At 72.3% G+C, this 24,528-nt stretch carries 19 protein-coding genes and 1 pseudogene; 7 read left to right on the top strand and 13 right to left on the bottom strand.

The genetic code is table 11. The features are described 5' to 3' along the window. Positions 1-52: 52 nt before the first annotated feature. From ACFV9O_RS05875 to ACFV9O_RS05885, 3 genes and pseudogenes are all read right to left on the bottom strand, one after another. Positions 53-2,068 carry a hypothetical protein gene (locus ACFV9O_RS05875; RefSeq protein ID WP_385412924.1) on the bottom strand — a complete coding sequence of 672 codons (2,016 nt, stop codon included), beginning with the start codon at positions 2,066-2,068 and terminating at the stop codon, positions 53-55. Between the two features lie 30 nt (positions 2,069-2,098). Next, a pseudogene (locus ACFV9O_RS05880) lies at positions 2,099-2,896 on the bottom strand (tyrosine-protein phosphatase). Positions 2,897-3,058: 162 nt separating this feature from the next. Next, positions 3,059-6,232: an alpha-N-acetylglucosaminidase gene (locus tag ACFV9O_RS05885; RefSeq protein WP_385412811.1), complete on the bottom strand. Its 3,174-nt coding sequence runs from the start codon at positions 6,230-6,232 to the stop codon at positions 3,059-3,061. A gap of 102 nt (positions 6,233-6,334) precedes the next feature. Here ACFV9O_RS05885 and ACFV9O_RS05890 point away from each other — a divergent pair, with 102 nt between their 5' ends. Then, positions 6,335-6,805, top strand: a complete 471-nt coding sequence (locus tag ACFV9O_RS05890) for a hypothetical protein (RefSeq protein ID WP_385412812.1) — start codon at positions 6,335-6,337, stop codon at positions 6,803-6,805. Between the two features lie 131 nt (positions 6,806-6,936). Here the strand turns inward: ACFV9O_RS05890 and ACFV9O_RS05895 are convergent, their stop codons facing one another. Continuing rightward, entirely contained in the window at positions 6,937-8,490 is a 1,554-nt protein-coding gene (locus ACFV9O_RS05895) for a DUF1996 domain-containing protein (protein ID WP_385412815.1), read from the bottom strand. 190 nt (positions 8,491-8,680) lie between these two features. Further along, complete coding sequence (locus ACFV9O_RS05900) at positions 8,681-9,679, bottom strand: NAD-dependent epimerase/dehydratase family protein (RefSeq protein WP_385412817.1); 999 nt, start codon at positions 9,677-9,679, stop codon at positions 8,681-8,683. A 238-nt stretch (positions 9,680-9,917) separates the two neighbouring features. On the opposite strand from ACFV9O_RS05900, the gene ACFV9O_RS05905 reads away from it, so the two are divergent. Together ACFV9O_RS05905 and ACFV9O_RS05910 are read left to right on the top strand one after the other, a co-directional pair. After that, the gene (locus tag ACFV9O_RS05905; RefSeq protein WP_385412821.1) at positions 9,918-10,508 is read left to right on the top strand and encodes a hypothetical protein; all 591 of its coding nucleotides are present in this window, start codon (positions 9,918-9,920) and stop codon (positions 10,506-10,508) included. Positions 10,509-10,556: 48 nt separating this feature from the next. Continuing rightward, a complete protein-coding gene (locus tag ACFV9O_RS05910) occupies positions 10,557-11,987 on the top strand; it encodes a PepSY-associated TM helix domain-containing protein (RefSeq protein ID WP_385412824.1) in 1,431 nt (476 codons plus the stop codon). Positions 11,988-12,035: 48 nt separating this feature from the next. On the opposite strand, the gene ACFV9O_RS05915 is transcribed toward ACFV9O_RS05910, so the two are convergent. From ACFV9O_RS05915 to glnII, 3 genes are all read right to left on the bottom strand, one after another. Then, positions 12,036-12,587 carry a winged helix-turn-helix domain-containing protein gene (locus ACFV9O_RS05915; protein ID WP_385412827.1) on the bottom strand — a complete coding sequence of 184 codons (552 nt, stop codon included), beginning with the start codon at positions 12,585-12,587 and terminating at the stop codon, positions 12,036-12,038. Positions 12,588-12,934: 347 nt separating this feature from the next. After that, positions 12,935-13,849, bottom strand: coding sequence for a DUF6891 domain-containing protein (locus ACFV9O_RS05920; protein ID WP_385412829.1), 915 nt, complete (start codon positions 13,847-13,849; stop codon positions 12,935-12,937). A gap of 89 nt (positions 13,850-13,938) precedes the next feature. Beyond that, positions 13,939-14,961 (bottom strand): glutamine synthetase, encoded by a 1,023-nt coding sequence (gene glnII, locus ACFV9O_RS05925; RefSeq protein WP_385412831.1) that lies wholly within the window; start codon positions 14,959-14,961, stop codon positions 13,939-13,941. A 241-nt stretch (positions 14,962-15,202) separates the two neighbouring features. Here glnII and ACFV9O_RS05930 point away from each other — a divergent pair, with 241 nt between their 5' ends. Next, a complete protein-coding gene (locus ACFV9O_RS05930; protein WP_385412834.1) occupies positions 15,203-16,147 on the top strand; it encodes a Gfo/Idh/MocA family protein in 945 nt (314 codons plus the stop codon). 158 nt (positions 16,148-16,305) lie between these two features. Here the strand turns inward: ACFV9O_RS05930 and ACFV9O_RS05935 are convergent, their stop codons facing one another. Beyond that, entirely contained in the window at positions 16,306-17,004 is a 699-nt protein-coding gene (locus tag ACFV9O_RS05935) for a hypothetical protein (RefSeq protein WP_385412837.1), read from the bottom strand. A gap of 175 nt (positions 17,005-17,179) precedes the next feature. Beyond that, the gene (locus ACFV9O_RS05940; RefSeq protein ID WP_385412839.1) at positions 17,180-17,539 is read right to left on the bottom strand and encodes an arsenate reductase family protein; all 360 of its coding nucleotides are present in this window, start codon (positions 17,537-17,539) and stop codon (positions 17,180-17,182) included. 119 nt (positions 17,540-17,658) lie between these two features. Here ACFV9O_RS05940 and ACFV9O_RS05945 point away from each other — a divergent pair, with 119 nt between their 5' ends. Continuing rightward, positions 17,659-17,958 carry a hypothetical protein gene (locus tag ACFV9O_RS05945; protein WP_385412842.1) on the top strand — a complete coding sequence of 100 codons (300 nt, stop codon included), beginning with the start codon at positions 17,659-17,661 and terminating at the stop codon, positions 17,956-17,958. Between the two features lie 113 nt (positions 17,959-18,071). Here the strand turns inward: ACFV9O_RS05945 and ACFV9O_RS05950 are convergent, their stop codons facing one another. Continuing rightward, entirely contained in the window at positions 18,072-19,433 is a 1,362-nt protein-coding gene (locus tag ACFV9O_RS05950; RefSeq protein WP_385412845.1) for a DUF1254 domain-containing protein, read from the bottom strand. Between the two features lie 159 nt (positions 19,434-19,592). Continuing rightward, positions 19,593-21,533 (bottom strand): ABC transporter ATP-binding protein, encoded by a 1,941-nt coding sequence (locus ACFV9O_RS05955; protein ID WP_385412848.1) that lies wholly within the window; start codon positions 21,531-21,533, stop codon positions 19,593-19,595. Between the two features lie 248 nt (positions 21,534-21,781). Between ACFV9O_RS05955 and ACFV9O_RS05960 the strand changes: the two genes are divergently transcribed. Then, a complete protein-coding gene (locus tag ACFV9O_RS05960; protein ID WP_385412850.1) occupies positions 21,782-22,942 on the top strand; it encodes a S1 family peptidase in 1,161 nt (386 codons plus the stop codon). Positions 22,943-23,093: 151 nt separating this feature from the next. Here ACFV9O_RS05960 and ACFV9O_RS05965 read toward each other — a convergent pair whose 3' ends face one another. Next, positions 23,094-23,423 (bottom strand): hypothetical protein, encoded by a 330-nt coding sequence (locus tag ACFV9O_RS05965; RefSeq protein WP_385412851.1) that lies wholly within the window; start codon positions 23,421-23,423, stop codon positions 23,094-23,096. A gap of 229 nt (positions 23,424-23,652) precedes the next feature. Here ACFV9O_RS05965 and ACFV9O_RS05970 point away from each other — a divergent pair, with 229 nt between their 5' ends. Further along, positions 23,653-24,522, top strand: a complete 870-nt coding sequence (locus tag ACFV9O_RS05970; protein WP_385412853.1) for an arpA protein — start codon at positions 23,653-23,655, stop codon at positions 24,520-24,522. The last annotated feature ends 6 nt before the right edge of the window (positions 24,523-24,528 follow it).

Below are 24,528 nucleotides of genomic sequence, written 5' to 3' on the forward strand. Positions count from 1 at the left end.
AAGGGCCGCAGCCCAAGCCGGAAGGCCGTAGCGGAAGAGCCTCCCCCGCGGTTCAGCGCAGAGCGCCCACCTTCGTGCCGTCCGCGAGAGTGCCGTGCAGCTCCGCGCGTGCGCCCTGCGCGGCCCGTACGGCGAGGAGGTTGCCCTGGGCGCCGCTGCGCACCCCGCCGGAGGTGGCGAGTGACGTGAACTGCTCGCTGCCCGCGGCGAGGACGTACCACTGGCCCGCCCGTGACTTCCACAGGACGCCGGCCAGCACCCGGGGGTCGCGCGGCCCGCACGCCGGGGAACCCTCGGAGCGGGCCGCGACCGCGCCCGGGGCGTCGGCCGGCCTGCGCGACGTCGGGGCCTGGAACTGGGCGAAGGCACGGCTGCCCGTCCCGCGCCAGGTCTCCGCGCGGGTGCACAGCCAGGCCGCGGTGCCGTTCGCCTCGGGGAGGGGCTGACGGGCGTACTCCCAGGAGTTGACCGTGTGTACCCCGTGCGAGCGCACCGCGGGCAGCAGACAGGCCGTGCGCGCCCATGCCTTGCGGGCCGCGTCGCTCGACACATCGGCGGCCGCCGCCGGCGGACCCCAGGTCAGCCGGGCCGGGGCGAGCTCGCCGAGATCGGTCACCAGGCGTGTGGCGGGGCGGGGCCCGGCGCCGTCCCGCAGCTCCAGCGCCTCCCAGGAGCGGCAGTCCCGGATCCCGGCCGGGCTCGGCAGCGGATCGGTGATCCCGTGTGCGTCCCGGCCCAGCGGCCGCGCCGCCCGCGCCGGGTCGAGCAGCTCGCGCACCGCGACCCCGGTCACCCAAGGGGCCGTCAGATAACGGACGTTGCCCTGCCACCGGCCCACCACCAGTGCCCCGGAGGACGCCGCGTCCGCCCCGTCGACCCGGGCGAAGTCGAGGACGGCGCCGCCCGTCGTCCCGTCGCCCGGCTCGGCGTACCGCACGACCCTCAGCCCGTCGTGGAACAGCACCACCCGCGCCTGGTCGACCGTCCCCGCGAACAGCAGCTGCGGGGCGCCCATCGGCGGCCCCGGCGGAGTGCCGCGCGTGGCCGACGTCCGCACCCGGCTGCCCGGCCGCGCCCAGACGGCGAGCGCCCGCCGCAGCAGCGCACGGTCGCCGGTCAGCGGTCCGCGCGTCGGCCACACCGAGAAGTCGGTCCGGGCGGAGCTCTGCCAGGCCGCGGGTGCGACACGGCCCAGCCGGTCAGGGTCGAGGGCCTCCTCGGAGGCCGGGTTGCGGGCGTACAGGGGGGCGGCGGCGCCGTCGGGGCCCCAGCCCTCGCCGGGCAGACCCAGCAGTGTGCCGCACACCAGCACCGCCGCGGCCGCCGCGAGCGCCGCCTTGGCGTGCTGGCGGCGGCGCATGAGATCCGTGGGGCGGGCCTGCAGCGAACAGGGGTCGAACTCGGGGGAGTCGAGCAGGGCGGCAGCGCTCTTTCCGCCCGGCGCCTCGACCCCGTCCGCCTCGGCGAGCGCCGCGCGCGGATCACCGACACCGGCGTCGGCGAGGGCGTGCCGTACCTCCGCGTCCGGCAGCCGCTCGATACCCCGCAGCACGAACGCGGCGCGGGCCGGGCTCGAGAGCCCGGACAGCCGCTGGTCCAGGGCGAGTTCGTCCGCACCGCCGGAGCGCGGGAAGAGCCGCAGCCCCCACACCTGGGGCAGCAGCGGCGGGAACTGCGCCCGCTTGGGCCAGGCCCGGCGCCGGAGCGGAAGCCCCGCGTCAAGGGCCTGCCGCAGCACCCGCCGGCGGACGAACACGTACCCGGGCGCGGCGCCACCACCGCGAGGCACGCCGCCACCGCGAGGCGCCGCGCCCTCGCGAGGCACGGGTACATGCCCGCGTATGCCCCCGCCCCCCGCGGCCCCGTCGGCCGTGCGCGCCCGGCCGCGCGGCAGCGAGCGCTGGACGACGGAGTGCGCGGTGAGCACCCGCCGGTTGCGGCCGAGCGACGGCGGCAGCACGAGATACGCGATCCGTACCAGACGCGGATAGTGCTCGACGAGCGCGGCCTCGGCCTGCTCGACGTCGATGGTGGCGGGGGCGAGTTCCTGGGTGCTCACGTTCAGCAGAACGAGGGAATCGTCCGATAGTCACCACCGCTACCCGGTCGTCGTCAGTCGCTCCCGGATGCGTTCCGCCGTCTCGTCCGGCACCCCGAGACCGTCCCGTACGTACCGCTCCATCGACCCGTGGCGCCGGGTCACCTCGTCGAAGGCCGCCGCCAGATAGTCAGGCGTCACCCCGACGACCGCCAGCGCGATCTCCGGTCGCCGCCCTGCGCGGTGAAGCCCTCGACGAGCGGCGCGAAGGCATGGCGCACGGCGGGATTCACCGACAGGTACTCCGCCTCGATCGTCGCCGCGTCCGCCCCGAGCAGGCTCAGGACGACCGTCGTGGCCCAGCCGGTCCTGTCCTTGCCGGCCGTGCAGTGGAACAGGACGGTGCCCGACTCCGGGTCGGCCAGCTCCCTCAGGAACGCCCCGTACCCGAGGCGGGCCGACTCCGTCGACACGAGCGCCCGGTACGTCTCCGCGAACATCGCGTGCGCCCGGCCCCCTCCCAGCTCCTGCTCGGCGATCTCCGGATCGGTCAGCACCTCCCTCAGCCGGGCGGCCGCGGGCAGTGCCCCCGAGGCGAGGTAGTCCTCGAGCACATCGGCGGCCCAGCCGCCCGTCCGGTGGGACATGATCGGGCCGCGCCCGGCGCTCCCCCTGAGTCCGGAAGTCGACGACGGTCCGGATCCCCAGCTTCGCCACCGCCGGATCCGCCACCGGATCGAGGCGGTCCAGCGGCCCGGACCTCAGCAGCAGCCCCGGCCGTACGACCCGCCCGCCGGCCAGCGGGATGGAGCCGAGGTCGCGGAGGTTGGCGACGGTGGCGGCGGGGATCGCGGTCATGGGGGTGACTCCAGCGGTCGTTCTCTCCCGGTCCTACCGGTTTCCTCCGAAACGTTAGTCGAGGGTGGGCGAAGCCTCACGGGTTGGACGGGGCGGCGCGATGCCGGGCGCCGACGCCCGCGCCGGGCGGCCCGCCGGTGCGGAGAGCCGCGCTGCCGCAGGTCAGGGCGTGGCCCACCCCGCCGGCCCGCTGAACCCGGCCGTGCCCCGCGCCCCGGTGCCGCCGTGCACGGCCGTCATGAACAGGCCCGCGTCCTGCACCGCCGCGGCGCCCGGCACCGTGACCGTGGCGACCGGTCGCCACGAGGCGCCGGCATCCGTGGAGAACGCACCGGTGAAGGAGGCACCCGAGCGGCTCAGCCGCAGCAGCACCGGCGCCGCCACGCCCGCGATGCGCCGGTTGCTGTCGAGCCTGCCGTCGCCGTCCGCGTCGTACGAGAGCATCACACCTTTCGCCGGGGTGACCGCGAGGGTGAGGAAGCCGGGGGAGCGGGACGTCGCCAGGCGATTGCGTACGGCGATGCCCGCCCGCGCCCACGGGCCGGTCGCCGTCTGCGCGTCCACGCGGACCGTGAGGCCGCCGCCGTCCCGCAGCGCACCCTCCTGGTACACCGTGCCGAACTGCTCCGTCGTCCGCCACAGGCCCCCGCCGCTGCCGTTGATCGCGAAGCGCTCGCCCAGCTGCCCGAACACGGCCGAGTTGCTCGAATGCGTACGCCACCCCGCGGCCAGTGGCCCGGCCACGAACAGGGTCCCGCGCTGCACGGCGGCGACCGGGTCCTCGCCCTCCGGGCCGAAGGAGGCGCTCAGCTCGTACGGGAGCGGCTCCAGTGGGGACGTGAGCGGACCAGGCGGGGCGTGGAGGGTCCAGGCCACCTTCGCGGAGCCCGCCGCCGGGACGGACGGCAGAGAGCGGGGCGGCAGCGCGTCGAGCCCGGTGACGGTGACGGCGAAGCCGACGGGGCCGGTCGCGCGGAAACCGTTCACATTGCGGAAGGAGGCCGTGAGTTCGGACGTACCGCCCGGCGCCAGCACCACGGGCGCGGTCGTGACGGTGACCGTGCCCTGGTACGGCGCACGGGCCAGCACCTCGTACACGCGGCGCGCCGTACGGTACGGATCGTGCAGCGGGCGCAGCGGATACGCGTTCCGCTTCCGTGTCCACGGCTCCTCGACCGCGTACCAGTCGAACGTCCTCGGCGGGCGGCCCTGGAACAGCGCGTCCTCGAGCTCGTCCAGGAACGCCTGCCACTGCGGCAGATGGAAGTCCCCGATCAGCCCCTGCCAGTCACGGTTGGCGTAGTTCGCGAGCCTCCCGTCGTCCGCCGTGGCACGGTCCGCCCAGGTCGTGATGAGGACGCGGGCGCTCCGCTCCAACTGCTCGCGCTCGCCGTCCGACCCGGCCATGCGCCGCGCGTCCTCCAGCCACGGCCCGAGCAGGAAGGCGCGGTGCGAGCCGGCCATTTCCTCGCTGAGGCGCATCAGCTTCAGCCAGAGCCGGGCCAGGGTCCGGAAGGCCGCCAGGTCGCCGCGTCCGTGGGCGGAGCGGAGGTGCGGCAGCAGCTGCCAGGAGCGGTTGGCGAGAACCTGACGGCCGAGGTCGGTGAGGTCGTACCGGTACGCGTCGGAGCCGCGCAGGGGCGGCCGCACGCCGAGGAGCGCCGCGAAGGCCTGGTCGAGGACTCCGGGGTGGTAGGCGGGGGTCCTGGTGGCATAGGTGCCGGACGCGGCGGTCAGCGACGGCCGGTCCGTGAAGATCGAGTCGTGCGGGCGGCCGTCGCGGCTGCTGAGCCGGTAGGCCGAGTCCCGCAGCGCGGCGAACGCCCGGCGCGCCGCGTCGTCCCGGCCGCCGTAACGCAGATCGGCGTACGACGCGAACCACGCGTCGCGGTCGATGGTCTCCGTCCGCCACGCCAGCTCGGAGAACAGCTCCAGCGCCACCGGGTCCCGCTCGGCGGACTCGGGCATGTAGGCGGTGCCGACGAGGGAGGAGCCCGGCTTGTCGCGCCAGGCCGGGAACCGTTCGGTCCAGATGTGGGTCCTGGCGCCGAGTGTGGTCCGGCCGCCGAAGTTGGGGATGGTGCCGAAGGCGTACGGCGCTCCTCCCCAGTCCTTCTCGCGGTCGGTGACGGCGTCGAGGTCGGAGAGGCCGTCGACGACGAGGAGGTGCCGCTTGTCGAGGGCGTCGAGCAGATCGCGGCGGGGGTTGGTCTGCCAGCCGAGGATCATCCACAGCGCGCCGGGGCGGGCGGTCCGCAGGGCGCGCTCCACGGCGCGGGCGGCCTCCGGCACGGGCACGTCGCCCGCCGAGCCTCCCTCGTGCAGCAGGTCCATCTTGAAGTGCCGGACCTCGCCGAAGAGCTCCTGCTGGTGACGGTAGAAGGCGGCCGCGACCTGTGCGAAGGCGTCGGTGCGAGGGTCGAGCCAGTCGGGGCGCCGCAGGCCGTTCCAAGTGCCCTGGCGGACGGTGCGGGCGCCGGGGTTGCGGGCGGCGAAGCCGTCGGGGACGGTGCCGAAATAGCCGGGCACGACGGGGGACATGCCGAGCTCGCGCAGCCTGTGGACGATCCGCCGGCCGAGCTCGGCGCGCTTGGCGATCAGCACGGGGCTCGGCGGACCGCCGTACGCGCTCATGTTCTGCAGCAGCCACCACGGCTGGTGGGAGGGGGTAGGCAGCCAGGTGCGCGCCTCGGTGTCGGAGTAGCCGAAGTCGAGCAGCAGCCGGTGGTAGACGGCCTCCTGACCCGCTGTCACGAGCACCTCGTTGCAGCCGTGGAGAGCGAGGACGTCGATCAGCCGCTCCCAGCGCGGCCAGTCGGCGTACGGGGCGGTGTAACCGTCGTGGGTGTCGTTGAACGCGAAGCGGTGCGGGACGGTGGCTGTGCGCTCCAGGGTGCGGCCAGGGGCGGGCAGCCGGTGCGGGAGGTCCAGCCGGCTGCCGGACCAGGAGACATGGGCTCCGCACACATATTTGAGGTACCAGTGGACGCCGGTGAGCAGGCCGGCCGGGCTGGTGCCCTCGACCTCGACGCGTCCGGTGCTGCCGGACACGCGGAAGCGCTCGGGACCGGGTGTGTCCGGGCGGGCGGGAAGCAGTGTGAGGCGGAACTGGTCCGCGTGCCGGGGGAGCAGCCGCCGGAGCGCGCTGTGGGCCGGAGCCGTATCCGCACCCGCACCCGCACCCGAACCCGGTCCCGGGCCCGTGCCGGTGCCCCTGCCCGGACCCGTGCCCGTACTCGCGCTCATCGAGACTCCCGAAGCGGGGGATGCGAACGCCGCACCCATGCCGACGGCCCCTGCGGTGCCCAGCAGCGAACGTCTCGACAGCGCGCTCATCGGCGCTCCTCCGTGTTGCTCAAGAGACAACAGGTGCGTGCGTGGCGCACGTTACCCGGCGTTCGCCAGCGCACCGGGGCGCCGAGCGGGCACGATGGCGAGATGCGTACGGAACGACGGCGAACCACCACCCCGATAGCCCTGGCCGCACTGGCCCTGGCGGCTGCCACGGCCCTCACCGCCTGCGGCGCGGACGACGAAAAGGCCCCCGACGTGCCGAAGACGGCGACGGGGACCCTGGAGCAGCTGGCCGCGCAGGCCAAGTGCGAGCCGAACATCCAGACGGACGCCAAGGAGCTCCGGCAGGCGAACTGCAGGACGGACGACGGCAAGTACGTGCTGGCCACCTTCGCCACCGACCGCGGCCAGCGCGAGTGGATCAACGAGGCCAATGACTACGGCGGCTCGTATCTCGTCGGCAGGAAGTGGGTCGCGGTCGGCGACGCGAAGGTGGTCGCAGCGCTGCGCGGCCGGCTCGGCGGGACCGTGGAGACCGGCTCTTCGCATGACCAGCACGCGGGGAGTAGCGGTGGTCATGAGGGTAGCGAAGAGGGGCACTCCGGCCATCACTGAGCAGGCCGCGCAGGTCTGGGGGATGTGGGGGAGACGACGTGGGGGGAGAGGACGTAGGGAGAACGCAGGGGGAGAGAAGGCGCCGAACCTCCGGGCTCAGCCCGGGAGCGGGAGGTTCGGCGCCGGCTCGGTCAGCGGCACCTACGGCCTTCGTTGATGCACTTCACGACCTTGTTCATCAGGCTCTGGTCGAAGACGTTGATGAAGTCGCCGTGGTCGGTGATCGGCTTGTGCAGCTGCTCCGGGAAGGAGTCGACGGCGAATACACTGGGGTTGTCCCCGCCGAAGGCGGGCGGCGGAACGTCGTAGACGATCCGCTGGACCAGCTGCGGAATGGCCCGGAACCCGTTCTGGCAGCGACCGTTGGCATCCGCGAACGCGACATGAGTGCGGTGGTTCGCACTGTCGGTGTTCTGGCCGTCCCAGCAGCTCTGGAACTTGAATGTGCGGACCACCTGACTGCCCTCGGGGCAGATCGGGTACTTGTCCTTCAACTGCCGGTCCTCGAATCCCGTGCAACTCCAGGACGCATTCGCATTGGCGTCCCCGTTGACGAAGGCCTTGGCGTCACCGGTGATGATCCGGAGGAAACGCGGCATGGCCGTGACCTTGCCGACCGGACTTCCCACGAAATTCAGGGTGACCTGCGCCGGGGTCTGGATTTCTCCCACGTTCCGGTCCTTGCCACCGCCGTCGGCGTTCGCGTCGTTCTCGTCCTGCCCGTTCTGCACTCGCAGCACGGGCCAGTAATAAGTCGACTTGTCGCCCTGATTGCGGCAGGTGGTGGCGCCGTTGGCGAGATCGTCGTCGCTCGCGAAGGCGTCGTTCGCCTGGTTGCCGACGTAGTCGTGCATATGGTGTGCGCCATTGCTCACACCCGGGGCGACGATGACGTTGTCCGGATTGAACTTGCCGTTCTGGTTCCGTCCGCAGTCGGTGGTGAAGGTGCCTCGGGAGGCACCCTGGCGCTTGCGGGGGTTCTGGACGTTCGGCTGGACGTCCTGGATGTCGACGAAGTCGGCCTCCTCGGGGCCGTTGCCGGCCTGGCCGGCGTTGCCCTGGTCACCGCCCTGGTCGCCGTCACCCTGGCCCTGGTCGCCGCCCTGGTCCTGGCCCCCGTCCTGGCCCTGGTCCTGACCGGCGTCCTGGCCGCCGTCCTGTCCGGCGTCCTGGCCCTGGTCCTGGCCGCCGTTCCCCGCGCCGCCGTTGTCGTCGGCGCGCAGGGTGCAGGGGGCGAGTTTCTCGAGGCCCTGCGGTTTGTCGGCCTCGCGCTCGATGAGGGCGACGATCCGCTGGATGATCACCAGCCGCTCGTTTCTCAGCGGCGCCAGAATCTGCTGCTCGCCGAAGGACGGGTCGCTCTCGATCCGTTCCTTGTTCTCGGCGAAACGCTGATAGGCGGTGGTGATCTGGGTGTCGAGCGTGGCCAGTTCACGGTCCACCGCCCCGCGTACCCCTTCGGGTACTTCCGGAAGTTCATTGCCGACGTCCGGACAGTCGATGGTCGAAACGGACTGGCCGGCATTCTTGGTCTGGGCCGGACTCTGGCCGGACCAGTTCCAGCCCTCACCCGCGGATGCGTAGTAATTGACCGCCACCAGCCCACCCCCGCCCAGAATCAGGGCAGCCGAGGCGGCGATCGCCCGGTGTGCCAACGTCGAGCGTTTGCGTGATGTGCGTCCCATGGAACTCCAATCCCGGGGGGGCGTAGCGCCGTTCCATACGGACGCAGTCGGCGGCACGTTCAGCCGGAGCCGGAATTCGTAGAAATCTCCATTCGCAAACCGGACGGAAGGAGCGACAAGGCGCAAGACCGCGCGAGGCCGCCCGGCCACCGGTCGAGTCGGCCCCGCACGCGCCCGCCCTCGGCAGCGGTCAGGAGTCCGGAAGCAGTGCCGCCTCCTGCTCGGGTGAGAGGCCCGCGGGGCTGCGGACCGCGCGCAGCGGGGGCTCGCCGCCGAGGGACCGGAGCCAGTCCCAGGTGTCCGCGACCGTCTCCGCGACCGGCCGGCAGTGCAGGCCCGCGGCCAGCGCCCTGGACACGTCCGCACGGTGCATCGCGTCGTGCGACTCGCCCCGGGGGATCCAGATCGGCAGGTCCGTCCACGGCTCGACGCCGACCGCGGCGATCGTCTCCTCGTCGAGCCAGCGCAGTTCCGCGTCCGCGCCGGTCACGCGGACGCACTCCGCCAGCAGTCCGCCCATGGTCGTGTGCCCGGGCGGGCTGACGAGGTTGTACGCGCCGGACAGCCGCTCCTGCGACGCGTCGAGGAGCCACTCCGCGAGGTCGCGTGCGTCGATGTACTGCAGCGGCAGGTCGCGCGGCCCTGGAGCCGGCACCGGGCCGCCCCTGGCCACCCGCTTCAGCCACCAGGGCAGCCGGCCCACGTTCTCCCAGGGGCCGAGGATCAACCCGGCCCGCGCCAGCAGCGAGCGGTCCTCGCCGAAGGCCGCCACCGCGGCCAGCTCGCCGCCCCGCTTGTCGTGGGCGTAGTCGGTGGACCCGGCATCGGCCGCGGCGCCTTCGACCAGGGGGCCGTTCTCGTCCAGCCCGGCAGCCATCGGCCAGGCGTGGACCGAGCGGCTGGACACGTACGCGTACCGCCCCGCGCGGTCCGCGAGCAGCCGTGCCGCCTCCAGCACGGCGGAGGGCTCGGACGACCAGGTGTCGACCACGACGTCCCAGTCGCCCTCCGCCTCCGCCAGCGCCCTCAGCCCACCGGGCGCGGTGCGGTCGCCGTGCAGCACGGACACGCCCTCCGGCGCCTCGTGCTGCCCCCGGTGGAACACGGTCACCTGCCAGTCGCGCGCGAGCGCCGCGCCCACGACCGCCCGCCCCACGAACTCCGTCCCGCCCAGCATCAGAAGTCTCATGAGCCGGACTCTGCCGTGCTGCGGCCCCCGCGTCGGCCCTTTTCCGCTGCCAGTGGATTCCGCTACGAGGAGAAGGCGTTCCCGGGAGATACCGCCCCCGGCGAAACCGGCCGCGCCGCCCGTCTGCCGTTACCGGCGGAACGGATGGCACCATGTCGAGGTCATGACGAATGCCCGGTCGCCGATGCGCACCCTGCGAGCCGCACTTTTCGCGGCGGTGTGCACGACATTGGCTGCGATGGGACATTCGTCCCTGTCCGGGCATGATCTGCCGGCCGGCGTGCTCCTCCTCGCCTTCGCGGTGAGCGGAGGCGCGGCCTGGCTGGCCGGTACGCGTCGCCGGGGAACGTTCTGCATCGGTACGGGACTCCTGACCGTCCAGGGCGCCCTGCATCTGCTGTTCGCCGGCTCCGACGCGCACACCACCTCGCTCCCGCACTCCGCCCACGCCGGCGGAGCCGCGCCCACCGTCGGCACGGACCCCATGGCGGCCGAGGCGATGGCGAGCGCCACCACTGTGTACGGCGCCGGCCCCGCCGACTCCGCCGGAATGCTCGCCGCCCACTTCGTCGGTGCGGCCGTGTGCGCCCTCTGGCTCGCGCACGGCGAAGTCGCGTTCTTCCGGCTGGCCCGCACGGTCGGCACCCTCGCCTTCGCGCCGCTGCGGCTCCTGCTCGCGGTCGTCCGCGTACCGGAACTCCCGCACGCCGTACGCCCGCGTCCCCGCACCCGACGTCTTCACGGCGTCGTCCTCGCGCATGCCCTCTCACGGCGCGGGCCGCCCGGCCGTCCGTTCACCCGCGCCACGGCCCCTGGAGCACTCGTCTGACAGCCGGGGGCCGATTCCCCCATGTCAACGCCAACTCCAAGGATCAACATGGCCATTGACGATCCCGTAAAGCCGGACGAGCCGACGGCCGGTGCCGGCTCCCCGTCCCCGACCGGCCCCGCCTCCACATGGAGCGCACTGCGCCCGCTCGTGCTGCGCGTCCACTTCTACGCGGGCATCCTCATCGCCCCGCTCCTCCTCGTCGCCGCGGCCAGCGGACTGCTGTACGCACTGTCCTTCCAGGCGGAGAAGGTCCTCTACAGCCACGAGCTGACCACCGACGTCGGCGGGCGCACCCTCCCGCTCGGCACCCAGGTCGCCGCCGCCCGTGAAGCCCATCCGCAGGGCACGGTGACCGCCGTGTGGCCGTCGTCCGAGGACGGTGCGACCACCCGCGTGCTCATGTCGAGCCCGGACGTCGAGGAGGGCAAGTCCCTCGCCGTCTTCGTCGACCCGTACACCGGGAAGGTACGAGGCGAACTGCCCAGCTACGGCAGTTCCGGCGCCCTCCCGCTCCGTATCTGGCTCGACGAACTCCACCGCGATCTGCACCTCGGTGACCTCGGCCGCAACTACAGCGAACTCGCCGCCAGCTGGCTGTGGGCGGTCGCCCTCGGCGGCCTGCTGCTGTGGATCGGCCGCAAGCGGGCGTCGAAGCGCGCCCTGCTGGTCCCCGAGCGCACCGCCAAGGGCCGCCGCCGCACCCTGTCCTGGCACGGCTCCGTCGGACTGTGGGCCGTCACCGGCCTGGTGCTGCTCTCGGCCACCGGCCTGACCTGGTCGAAGTACGCGGGCGAGAACATCGGCGCCGTCCAGGACCAGCTCGGCGGCGCTACCCCGGGCGTCTCCGCCACGCTCGACGGCGCGGCCGGAGCCGGCGACGGGCACGAGGGCCACGGCGGCGGCGGACACGAAGGCGGCCACCAGGGCCCGGACGTCGGCATCGACAAGGCGGTCGAAGCGGCCGCGGCCAAGGGCGTCGAGGGCAGGATCTCCGTCATACTCCCGGCCGACGGCAGTGGATATGTCGTCAAGGAGACCGACACCCAGTTCCCGGTCCACCTCGACTCGGTCGCGATCGATCCGGCCGACGGCAGGGTCATGGACGAGCTGCGCTTCGCGGACTATCCGCTGCTCGCCAAGCTCACCCGGATCGGGATCGACGCCCACATGGGCGTCTTCCTCGGCCTCGTCAACCAGCTCGCCCTCGCGGTGCTGATGGTCGCGCTGATCCTGCTCATTGTCTGGGGCTACCGCATGTGGTGGCTGCGCAGGCCGACCAAGGAGCGGGCGCTGAGCGTGGGCCGGCCGATGCCGCGCGGCGCCTGGCGCAAGGTGCCGCTCCCGGTGCTGCTGCCGCTCGCCGCTGCGACGGCGGTCGTGGGCTGGTTCGTCCCGATGCTGGGCATCAGCCTGCTGGTGTTCCTCGCGGTCGACATCGCGCTGGGCCTGGCAGCCAGGACCCGGGCGAAGGCCTGAAGGGAGGAGGGGGCCGGCCCGCGACCGGGCGGCCCCCTCCCGCTCCCCTCAGGGCGCGTACTTGTAGCCGACCCGCCGCACGGTCTGGATCGTGTGGCGGTGCTCGGCGCCCAGCTTGCGGCGCAGCCGGGCGACGTGGACGTCGACCGTCCGCCCGTCCCCGACGTGCCCGTAGCCCCACACCGTCGTCACCAACTGGTCGCGCGTGTGCACCCGGTGCGGGTGCGCCACCAGATGCGCGAGCAGCTCGAACTCGAGGTACGTGAGATCCAGCGTGCGCCCGTCCACGGCGGCGGTGCGCCGGGAGGAGTCGATCCGCACCCGCCCCTCGTCGTCATCGGCGGAGGCGGGTGCGCCGGCGTCGTCGACGGGGCTGGGCGGCTGCTGGTCGGCCGGTACGAGCACGAGGTACCCGACCATCGGCGGCCGGCCCGGCAGCGCGGGGAGCGTGTGCTGGGGCGCCGGGAGCCATGTGGCGCCCGGCGGAAGGAAGTCCGGGACATGCACCAAATCGTCCGGGTCGACGGCCCTGAGTCGGTGCCGGCCCTCGCCGGCACGTGTGGCGCTGGTCGCAGCAGAGAGGGAACGGGTGTTCGCCATGAGAGGTCAGCTCTTTCGCGCGAAGGAGTACGGACGTACGTCGTGCGCGTCGGCCGAAGGCCGGACCTGAACAGGGGCTCAGGGGCTTTGGAGGGCCGACGCGTTCCTCGCGCGGCAACACACCCGGTCGAAGTCGTGGTGCTGACGGGAAGGCCAGAACGGCTCGAGGTCGCTGCGACCCGTCGCGATGCTCTGGAGGCTGGCCATTCCCCCATTCAAGCAGACGAGGGGCCCCGGGAGCAGGCCCCTCTCACCAGACGGACGCAACCTTGGCGTGATCTTGATCTCTGCGGCTCACCGCGCAATCCCGGCCGCTCAGCGCATCTCTGCTGCTCACCGCCGCGTCCTCACCCCACCAGCCGCTTGAGCCAGTCCAGCGGCGTCACCGTGACGGACTGACCGGGGTCACCGTCCCACTCCACGCTCAGCCCCGCCTCGGCGAGCGCTGCCACGACCTCCCGCCCGACGGCCGCCGTGGTCCGCGAGGACCCGTCGAACCCGCCGTACAGCAGCGTGAGTCCGTGCCCCGCCGAGGCAGCGTCCGTGCACTGCGTGTGGAAGTAGACGAATCCCCGTGCGTCGGGGGATCCGGCAGCACCGATCTCGGACTGGCCGCAGCTGCGGCAGCAGGTGAAGTGCTCCCGGGCGGTGATCCCGCTCGCCTCGAGGGCCGCGAAGGCCCGGGTGAGCCGCTCCGGGTCCGTCTCGCCCTCCCAGCCGGCCTGCTCGGCCACCCGCTCCAGCCACATCCGGTCGACGAGCTGCCGCGCCTGCTCCGATGAGACCGGGCGGTCGTCGCCGTCGACGAGATGGTCCTCGGCCGCCTCCGCCAGCTCCGCCCGTGTGCCGTAGCCGCCGACGAGCAGTTCACGCACCCGCTCCTCGAGCTGCGCGCGGTCGTCCGGGTCCAGTTCGGGCGCGGGCTCCGGCGCCGGCCCCATGTCGAGCAGGGTCCAGTCCAGGCCGGCGTCCCAGCCGTCCTCGCGCCGCGCCCAGCCGAGCATGGCCGTCAGGACCGCCCCGGGCTCTTCGACCTGCACCTGGAAGTGGCGGTCGTGCGCGCCGTCGCGGTGCTCGAGCGTGTAGTCGCCGCCCGTCCTGTGCAAGACCTGGATGAAGACATCGGGCAGGTCCGGTATCCGCTGGACGACGAGGAACTTGTCGCCCTCGCCGCCGATCCGGTGCACCAGCTCGTCGAGCTGCTGCGCCGTCGGCCGGACGTGCTCCTGCCAGTTCTCGGTCTTCACTTTGATCGCAAGCATGCGCACCACGATGGCAGAGCCCACCGACAGCGAAGGGGGCGCCCACCGGAAACCGGCGGGCGCCCCCTCGCGAGCGAGTGTGGAACGGATCAGACCTGGCCGGCCTTCTCCAGCGCGCTGCAGCACGTGTCCACCAGCAGGCGGGTCACGACGTACGGGTCGACGTTCGCGTTCGGACGGCGGTCCTCGATGTAGCCCTTGCCGTCCTTCTCGACCTGCCACGGGATACGGACCGACGCGCCGCGGTTCGAGACGCCGTACGAGTACTCGTTCCACGGGGCCGTCTCGTGCAGACCGGTCAGCCGGTCGTCGATGCCCGCGCCGTAGTTCTTGACGTGGTCGAGCGGCTTCGAGCCCTCGCCGAGCGACTCGCACGCGGTGATGATCGCGTCGTAGCCCTCGCGCATCGCCTTCGTGGAGAAGTTGGTGTGCGCACCCGCGCCGTTCCAGTCGCCCTTGACCGGCTTCGGGTCGAGGGTCGCGGAGACGCCGAAGTCCTCGGCGGTGCGGTAGAGCAGCCAACGGGCCACCCACAGCTGGTCGGCGACCACGAGCGGGGCGAGCGGGCCTACCTGGAACTCCCACTGGCCCGGCATGACCTCGGCGTTGATGCCGGAGATGCCCAGACCCGCCTTCAGGCAGTTCTCCAGGTGCGCCTCGACGACGTCACGGCCGTGGATCTCGTCGGAGCCGACGCCGCAGTAGTAGCCGCCCTGCGGGGCCGGGAAGCCGCCCTCCTTCGGGAAGCCGAGCGGACGGTGACCGTCGAAGAAGGTGTACTCCTGCTCGATGCCGAAGATCGGCTCCTGGGCGGCGAACTTCTCCGCCACCTCGACCAGCCGCGCCCGCGTGTTGGACGGGTGCGGGGTCATGTCCGTGTTCAGGACCTCGCACAGCACCAGCACGTTGTCGCCGCCGCGGATCGGGTCGGGACACGTGAAGACCGGCTTCAGCACACAGTCGGAGGCGTGACCCTCGGCCTGGTTGGTGCTGGACCCGTCGAAGCCCCAGATGGGCAGCTCGGCACCGTCGGCCAGTATCTTCGTCTTCGAGCGAAGCTTGGCCGTCGGCTCGGTGCCGTCGATCCAGATGTACTCAGCCTTGAAGGTCACGGGCCTCATCCTTTGCGGTGCATCGGGGTGTGGCCGCAGCTTCGCAACACGGGATTTCCCGGCGGTTGCTCGATTGTGAACCCCGTGTTACCGAGGTTTCCTGCGATTGTCGTGCCCTGCCGGGCCCATGGGCGGTACGAGCCCGCGCCGTCGTATACCAGGCCGGGGTCGTCACACCCGTCACCGTCCGTTCCGCCGTCCGTTGCGCCGCCGGTGGTGCCCGGGGTGCAGACTGGGCCGTATGACGAAGCTGCGCATCGGACTTCTCGGCACCGGCCCGTGGGCGGAGCACACACAGGCCCCGGCGCTCGCCGCCCATCCGCAGGCCGAGTTCAGCGGGGTGTGGGGGCGTCGCCCGGAGGCGGCCGCCGCGCTGGCCACCGCCCACGGCGTCAAGGCGTACGAGGACGTGGACGCCCTCATCGAGGCGAGCGACGCCGTCGCGTTCGCCCTGCCGCCGGACGTCCAGGCGCCGCTGGCGGCCCGTGCGGCGGCGGCAGGGCGGCACCTGCTGCTGGACAAGCCCGTCGCGACCACGGTGACGGGGGCGCGCGAGGTCGTGGCGGCCGCGGAGGCGACGGGCGTCGCGTCCATCGTCTTCTGCACGCTGCGCTTCGCCGCGGACACGGCGCCGTGGATCGCCGAACAGGCCGCCGCGGGCGGCTGGTTCACCGCACGGGCACAGTGGCTCGGCTCGCTCTTCGCGAACGGCTCGACCAGCCCGTACGCCGCCTCGCCGTGGCGGCGCGAGAAGGGCGGGCTGTGGGACGTGGGCCCGCACGTGCTCTCCGTACTGCTGCCCGTGCTCGGGGACGTCACCGCGCTGACGGCGCTGCGGGGCCGGGCCGACACGGTGCACCTCGCCCTGCGGCACGCCTCCGGTGCGTCGAGCACGGCGACGCTGAGCCTGAGCGCGCCGCGGGAGGCGTCCGGGGCGGCGGTCGAGCTGCTGGGCGAGCGGGGGAGGGCGACCCTGCCCGAGTGGGGGGACGCGATCGGCTCGTTCCGGTCCGCGGTGGACGCGCTGATCGAATCGGTACGGGGCGGGGACACGCACGCCTGCGATGTACGGCTCGGGCTGCGGATCACGGAGATCCTGGCTGAGGCGGAGTCCGTCATGGAGCCCGTTGCGGAGTCCGCCATGGAGCCGGTTGTGGAACCCGCAACGGAGGGGCGGCCCGTCTGAGCCCTGTCCGGCCGATCTTGCCGGGCTCGCATGCCCTGGCACCGCACCGGACCCCGCTCACCGATCCGGCCTGATCGACCGGACAGGACCTGGCCACCCCTCCGTCCCCCCGAGGTCCCTCGGTCGGCCGACCCTGCTGGGCCGGCCGACCTGCCGGGTCAGCCGACCCGCTCGATCCTGGCCTTGCGGATCAGGAACTTGCCGGGCTCCCGTACCTGCTCGAACGCCGCGTTGTTCAGCAGGGCGCAACTGCCGGAGACCGAAGTGACCTCGACGGTGGTCGACTTGTTGTTGTCGAGGTTGGTCACCTTCAGCTTGGTGCCGATCGGGAACTGGTTGCTGGAGGCGGCCGGGGCACCGCCCTCGCCGGACAGCGTCACGGTCGACCCGGCGCAGACGACCTCACCGGCGGCACCGCCGCCCTGCCCCGCACCGTTGTCCGCGCCACCGCCCGCGTCGTCCGCGGGCGGCTGCTCCTCGGCGCCGTCGTCGGCCGGGGGCTGCTCCATGCCGGGCGGCTGCTCCTCGGCAGGCGGCTGCGCCGGCGGGGCCGCCTGGCCGCCACCTGCCTCCCCGCTGCCCTCGCCGACCTCACAGCCCGCCGCCTTCTGCTGGACCTTGATCTGCGCGATCACGGCCTCCCGGTTGGCGATCCTGGCGGCCGACTGGGCGTCGGGATTGGCCCGTTGACCGGCGATGAAGTTCTCGTTGTTGCGAATCGCCTGGGCGAGTCCGTCACAGGCCACAGACGCCTGGCTTGTCCCGGTCATGACAATCGCAGTACCGCCGACGAGCGCCGCTGCGCCGACGAGCAGAGCGATCTTCTTCTTGCCGCTGAGGGTCTTCTTGCGCGACACGTGAGAGCTCCTGTCCCCGGCCGCGAACGGCGGCCGGATCGGTTCCGTGTGCCGTTACGTACGAGTAGGCCCAGCGCTCTGCTCAACCGCCACAGGGGTGACTTCCTTAACTGGGGCTTAAGTTTTCGCAGGTGGGCGGGAGCTGGGTCTTACGCGCAGCGGTGGGTGACGCGGGTCAGCGGCCCAGGGCGTCCCGTACCGCTTCCTCCGTGCGGGCCACCACCGCCGTGCCGTCCTCCGCCGTGATGATCGGACGCTGGATCAGTTTCGGGTGCCGGGCCAGCGCCTCGATCCAGCGGTCGCGCGAGGCCTCGTCGCGCGGCCAGTCCTTCACGCCCAGCTCCTTGGCGGCGGCCTCCTGGGTCCGGGTGATGTCCCAGGGCTCCAGGCCGAGGCGTGCGAGGACGTCGCGGATCTCGTCCTCGGAGGGCACGTCCTCCAGGTAACGGCGCACGGTGTACGAGGCGCCCTCCTCGTCGAGCAGATGCAGTGCGCTGCGGCACTTCGAACATGCGGGATTGATCCAGATCTCCATCCCGCCACGGTACTCCCACCAGCCCCTCGAACACCCCCTGGCCAGCGGCGATTGTCAGTGATGGGCGGTAAAATCGAACTAGTTCGTGAGGGTCCAACCACCGCGCCTGGAGGTCGCCGATGGCCGTTGCCGCAGTCACGACGAAGCGGAAGCCCACGACAACGAACCCGACGAGGACGACGCACGCGAAACTGGTCAAGCAGCCACTGCCCGCGGGCCTGCCCCGTGAGTGGTACGAAACCCACAACCGCCGGCTCAAGGCCATGCGCCTCGCCATCGCCCTGCTCGACACGGGCATCTACCACCCGGCGAACGCCAGCAACCGCCGGATACGCACGACCGCCGAGCGCATCGGAATCCACCCGCCGTCCGACACGACGTGCCGCCTCGTGCGGTCGCTGATCCACTACGCCGACTGATCCGCGCACGGACCGGCCCGGGGCGCGCGCCCGCCCCGGGCCGTCCACCGATGACCGTTCACCGACGACCCGTCACCGACGACCGGTCACCGACCACCGGTCGCGGTGACCGGTCACCCGCGCCGCGGCTCGATCGGCGGCAGCCGGTAACTCCCGTCCAACACCGGCGCCTTCGGCGTGTAGAGGCGGGCCATGGGCCGGAAGGCGCCGGGCGGTGCGGGCAGCCAGTTCGCGGCCTCGGCCGGGTCGTCCGGCCGGTCCTGCTGGATGTGGACGGTGAGCGAGCCGTCGTCGCCGTACACGAGCCCGGGTGTGCGGTCGCCGATCGCGTACCGCCCGATGGGGCTGGCGACGAGATAGTGGTCCGGGGTGTCGTACATCGTCACCGACCAGAACGACTCGACCGGCGGCGGCTGTTCGAAGCGCAGCGTGTACGCCTTCGAGCCGTTCAGCGGCGCGCCCTCGGAGTCGGCGAAGACCTGCGCGCTCACGAACTCGTAGCCATGGCAGCCCCAGAGCGTGGTGCGCGCCGCCACGGCCCGGCGGAGGTACGACTCCTCGCGGTCGGCGGCCTTCCACTGCGGGGAGTCGTGGGTGCCGATCCCGAAGTGGTCGAGGTTGTAGTCGTAGGCGTGCGGGTCGAGCCGCCACTCCCCGGGTGCCGCGCTCCCGGGCTCCCCGCCGGTCGACGGCCGTGCCGCCCGACCGACCCGGTCCCGGCCCTCGACGAAGCCGTCCTTGAGCGCTTTCGCCAGCCCGGGATCCGGGGACACGTACGGCGAAGGCCCCTCCTCCAGCAGCCCGAGCGGCTGGAACCGCTCCTGGTACGCGGCGTCCGCGGCCGCCGGTGGGAAGTCCCCCAGCCACACCCGCAGTTTCTCGAAGAACCCGAGCCCCTCCGGAACGCCCGGCTCCGGCGTCGGCAGCCCCGTCGGATGGACGGCTCCGTCGAGCGGCTCGATCGCCAGCGCGTCCTGCAACGCCCTCACCCGCGGCAGGTCGTCGGGCCCGTCGCAGGCCCACCGCCCCACGACCGTGACGACAGCGGTCGGCGCGTCGATGACCCCGCGCACCCCCGCGGGCTCCTCGCCGGCCCACCCGGGCGGAGCGATCAGCCAGCGCCCCTCCGCGGAGCCGGTCGCGCGGGTGCCCACGTACGCGAAGTTGTCGGTCCACGCGTCCACGAACTGCAGCACGTGGTACGCCTCGCCGCTGTCCGGCACGTGCAGCACCAGCGGTCCGCCGGAGAGATCGAGCTGCGCGACCGAGTACAGGGTGTCGTTGTTGACCGACACGTACGAGTCGTGGTGGTCCGCGAGCTTCCGGGCATGCGCGAACGCGTTGAACGGCGTGGGCGGCAGGGGCCCGATGCCCTTGCGGACGAAGGCCCCGGCCACCGTGAGCTCGTACACCAGCGGATACCCGTACACATACGCCTCGGCGGCCAGCGCACTCGTCACCGATACATCGGCCATCGAACAGCCCCTCCGGACAGGGGCGTATGCCCCGAATGAGCGATTGATCAGCATCCGGAGTCTAGAGCGCGCCCGTCCTCCGGGCGGTGAGGAGCCCCGCCGCCATGTGGCTCATGTGGCCGGCGACGGGGCCTGGGGTGTCTCAGCGGGTGTCCCCTGTCAGTCGGTCCCGGCACGCGGAGCCGGGATTCCGCGGTCGTTCTGGAGCTGCCACAGCTCCCGGAACAGACCGGGGGCCGCCACGAGTTCGTCGAAACTGCCCTGCTGGATGACGCGGCCGTGGTCGAGGACGACGATGCGGTCGGCGACGGCGACGTTCGCGAGGCGGTGGGTCACGAGGACGACGGCACGGTCCCGGGCGATGGCGCGCAGCCCGGTGAAGATGCGGTGCTCCGCGCGGGGGTCCAGGGCGCTGGTCGGTTCGTCCATGACGAGGAGCCCGGCGGGGCGGTGGAAGGCACGGGCGATGGCGATGCGCTGCCACTGGCCGCCCGAGAGCTCGACGCCGCCGAACCACTCCCGGGCCAGCAGCGTGTCGAGACCGCTGCGCAGCCCGTCCACGACCTCGTCCGCACCGGACCGCTCGGCGGCGCGGGCCACGGAGTCGTCGCCGCCTTGGGGCTGGCCGAGGGTGATGTTCTCGCGGGCGGACATGGGCCAGCGGGCGAAGTCCTGCGGGACGACGGCCGTGTGGGACCACAGGGCGTACGCGTCGAGGTCACGGGTGTCCTGGCCGTCCCAGGTCACCCGGCCGTCGGTGGGCAGATAGAGGCCGGAGAGGAGCTTGCTCAGAGTGGTCTTGCCCGAGCCGTTCTCCCCGACCAGGGCGAGGACCTCGCCGCGCCGCACTTCGAGGCTGACCTTCTCCAGGGCGGGCGCGTCGGACGCCGGGTAGGTGAAGGTGAGGGCCTCGGTCCTGACGACCGCCGGAGGCGCCGGGGCGAGCGTCCCGCGCCTGATGCGGTGGCCCCCGGCCTCCTGGGTGAACTCGACCCAGTCGTCGAAGTACAGGCCCGTACGGAACAGACGCGTGCCGTAGCCGACGATGCCCTGGAGCGACGTACCGACCGTGCGGAGCGCGAAGACGGCGGTGCCCGCCGAGGCCACCGACATCCGGCCGGTCGCGAGCAGCAGCCCGAGGGAGACCCAGAGCAGCCCCGAGGCGACGCCGCCCCCGAGCGCGCCGACGACCGCGTACCGCGCGCCCCGGTGCACGGCCTTGTCGGTGGCGGCGTCGACCCGCGCCCCGATGGAGCGGTAGCGGCCCAGCAGGAAGTCGGCCATCGTGCCGGAGCGGAGCTGGTCGGCGGTGAGCTTGTCGGCGATGTACCAGCGAAGATGGGCAAGGGTGCGGCGCTCGGCGGCCATGGCGCGGCTGGTCTCGTAGTGGACGCGGGCGCCCTTCATGCTGGCGATCCCCTGCGGAAGCACCGCGAGCGCGAGCAGCGGCAGCAGCGCCGGATGCAGCACGGTGATGACGCCTGCCGCCGCGACAACGGACGCCACGCAGGCCATGACCTGCTGCGACTCGGTGATCAGATCCTGCGCGACCTCGGCGCCACGGTCGGCGTTCTCCCACTTGTCGTTGAAACCGGGGTTGTCGTACGCGACGAGTTCCGTGTGCACGGCCGCGTCGAGCATCTCCAGCTCGGCCTCGCGCGAGATCCGGGGCGAGAGCCGGCTGGAGATGCTGGTGATCGCGATCGCGAGGAGGGCGCGGAGCCCGGCCGCCGCGGCGAGGAGCGAGATCGCGGGGAGCGCGCCGACCAGCCGGTCCTGGATGTCACCGGAGGCGATGAGGGCGGTGATGGTCTGCGTCGTCGCGATCAGCCCGAAGGCCTCCAGCGCCGCGGACAGTGCCTGACAGGCCAGCAGCGCGACGACGGCCTTGCGGTCGATGCGCCAGGCGAGCGCGAGCGCCCGTCGCACCAGCTCGGGCAGCCGGCGCGCCATGGCCCAGGTGGTGACGGGACGTCGCTCGACGGTGGCTGTGCGGGAGGAGCGGTAGCGGAACTCCTCGGTGTGTTCGGGTCTGCCGGTGGAGTCGGTCGTTCGGCCGGTGGTTGCGTCGGTCCGTTCGTGGGTGTCCTCGGCGGTCAACTCGGGCCCTTCCTGCCGCTGTTCAGGCAGGTCAGCGTGCAGGATCGGACAGGTGTACGCGCCGTGAACCGATCGACACCACCCGATCGGGTCGAGCGAAGGGCGTTATCGCGCCATCGGCACACCCCGCCTCCTCGACGGGTTCGGGCTCTGGGCAGCGGCCGGTGCAGCCCCTACGCTGCTGAGAGCGCTCTCAGTACCTGATGTTCCACCCCCACGTCACCGGAACAACAGAAGGGATCACAGCCGTGAGACGCAGACCGACCGCGTTACGTACAGCCTTCTCCGCCCTCTGCGCACTGCTCCTGCTCGGCGCCGGGGGCGGCGCCGTGTTCGCACCCTCCGCCGCCGCGGCACCAGTTGCCGCTCCCGAACCCCCGGCATCGCCCGGACTGATCACCGCCATGCAGAGGGACCTGGGCCTGACCGAGCGGCAGGCGCGCGAGCGCCTCGCACAGGAGAAGGCGGCCTTCGCCGTCCAGGGCAAGGCGGAACGTGCGGCCGGCGACGCCTTCGCCGGGACCTGGTTCGACGCGACGAGCGGCAGGCTGACAGTTGCCGTGACCAGCCGTCAGAAGGCCGACGCCGTACGGGCGACCGGCGCCGCAACCCGCATCGTCACGCACACCGCCGCACAGCTCGACGAGGCCAAGCGGCGGATCGACCGCCAGAACGCGCCCGCCGGAGTGAGCAGCTGGCACGTCGACCCGAAGGCCAACCGGATCCTCGTCCGCGTCGTCGCCGGCCGCAGCGGCGACGCCAAGGTCAAGGCGTTCCTCGACCGGGCCCGGCGCACCGGCCCCGTACAGGTCGAGACGGTGCGCGAGGCGCCGACGACCTTCGCCGCCGGGGTCGTGGGCGGCGACCCGTACTACACCGGCAACGTCCGCTGCTCCATCGGCTTCTCGGTGTACGGCGGCTTCGTCACGGCCGGCCACTGCGGCGGACCCGGCAGCTTCGTCCGCGGCTGGGACGGCTCCGACATGGGCTGGTTCCAGGGCTCGTCCTTCCCGGGCAACGACTATGCCTGGGTGAGTACCGGCTACGGCTGGTGGACCGTCCCCGTGGTGCTTGGCTGGGGTCAGACCCCGGACCGGCTCGTGCGCGGATCCTGGGAGGCTCCGGTCGGCACGTCGATCTGCCGCTCGGGCTCCACGACCCACTGGCACTGCGGCACGGTGCTGGGCCGGAACGAGACCGTCCACTACGCCCAGGGTGACGTCTACGAGATGGTCAGAACGGACGTCTGCGCCGAAGGCGGCGACTCGGGCGGCTCCTTCATCAGCGGCGACCAGGCCCAGGGCGTCACCTCGGGCGGCTGGGGCAACTGCAGCTCGGGTGGCAACACCTGGTTCCAGCCCGTCAACGAGATCCTCAACCGCTACGGACTGACGCTGCACACGGCCTGATCCGGCCGGCCTGTCACGACGGAAGCCGCGCCCGCGCGCGTCGCGGGCGCGGCCTTCTGCTTCTCAGCAGTTCACGGTGTCCGCCATGGGCTACGGACCTGACCAGGGACAGGTCCTGGGCGCGGCGCTGCCACGGCGGAAGTTCCGTTCCCTACGGCTCGCCCACAGTGAAGTACGCAGTCAACCCGGCCCAGGCCCACTCGCCGCTGGACGGATCACGGCGGATGTGTTCCTCGGCCAGGAGCCAGTTGAGCCTCCCGCGTATGGACTCCGGGCCCGGCCCCGAAAGCCAGCGGTGGCCCGGGCAGAAGAGGAGGCCGCGCCGATAGAGATCATCCATCAGGGCGTCGACGGTGTCGATGACGTCGACATCCGGACCCGCGAGCAGGTGCGGAGGCATCCGGTTCAACACGCCACAGATCTCGGCAGGGGGATGAAGGGCCTGCTCGGCCCGTGCTGCTGTGGTGAAGGCAGCTTCCATTCTCCGGAGGCTACTCGCCACCACCTCGTCCGATCCCCTCTCGGCAACGGCTCGGCTCACACCCGGCCCTCGACCGCGGCGCGGAAGCGTCAAGGCGCCTCACGCCCCGGGGTGATATTCCGCTGCGCAGTGTGACGGGTCACAGACAACCTGGCGGATGCTGTGCCAGCTTCAACTCCGTTACTTCTCAGTCAGGTTGCTGAAGAATCCCGGAGCGAGGGCGGATCGCATGAGCACTCTGGAAGCCGTGCCGCTTGACCAGGTGATCGACACGGCTCGTTACCCCCTTTCGGAACTCGAAGGTGCCGAGGGGCAGGCCGTGGTCACCCGTGCCCGGCGCGAACTACGCGCCGTCGGCTGCACCGTACTGCCGGACTTCATCCGTCCCTCGCTCCGCGACGTCCTGCGGGAGGAGTGCTCGGCCATCGCCCCTCGGGCGCACTTCGACGTCGAAACCGTCAACGTCTACAACATCGCCGTCGACTCGGCCCTCCCTGCGGATCACCCCGGCCGCAGGACCTTCCAGCGGGGCAACGCGTTCGTCGCACGGGACCGTGTACCCGCCGATTCCCTCATCAGCCGGCTCTACTCCCACGAGGAGTTCCAGCGCTTCATCGCCCGCTGCTTCGGACTGCCGCAGCTGCACGAGCTGGCGGATCCGCTCTCCGGACTCGTGCTCAACGTCGTCGCGCCGGGCATGGAGCACCCCTGGCATTTCGACACCAACGAGTTCACCGTGAGCATGCTCACCCAGCAGGCGCAGGCAGGAGGCGACTTCGAGTACTGCCCGAACATCAGGAGCGCGGACGACGAGAGATTCGACGACGTCCGGGACGTGCTGGACGGCCGGGGCGAGCGGCTCGTCCGGTGCCTCCCCCTGCAACCCGGTGATCTGCAGTTGTTCAAGGGCCGCTACTCGCTGCACCGGGTGAGCCCCGTGCGGGGTGAGGTCGCGCGCCACTCCGCGATATTCGCCTACAGCGAGCGTCCCGGGGTCATCGGGAGCGTGGCACGGACCCGGCAGCTCTTCGGCCGGGTACTGCCCGAGCACCTGGCTGCCGAGGGCCGGGCCGTGCGGGGCGACCGACTGCTGGACTAGCGGGCG

Origin of the sequence: Streptomyces sp. NPDC059909, from assembly GCF_042730885.1 — a bacterium.
GTDB lineage: Bacteria > Actinomycetota > Actinomycetes > Streptomycetales > Streptomycetaceae > Streptomyces.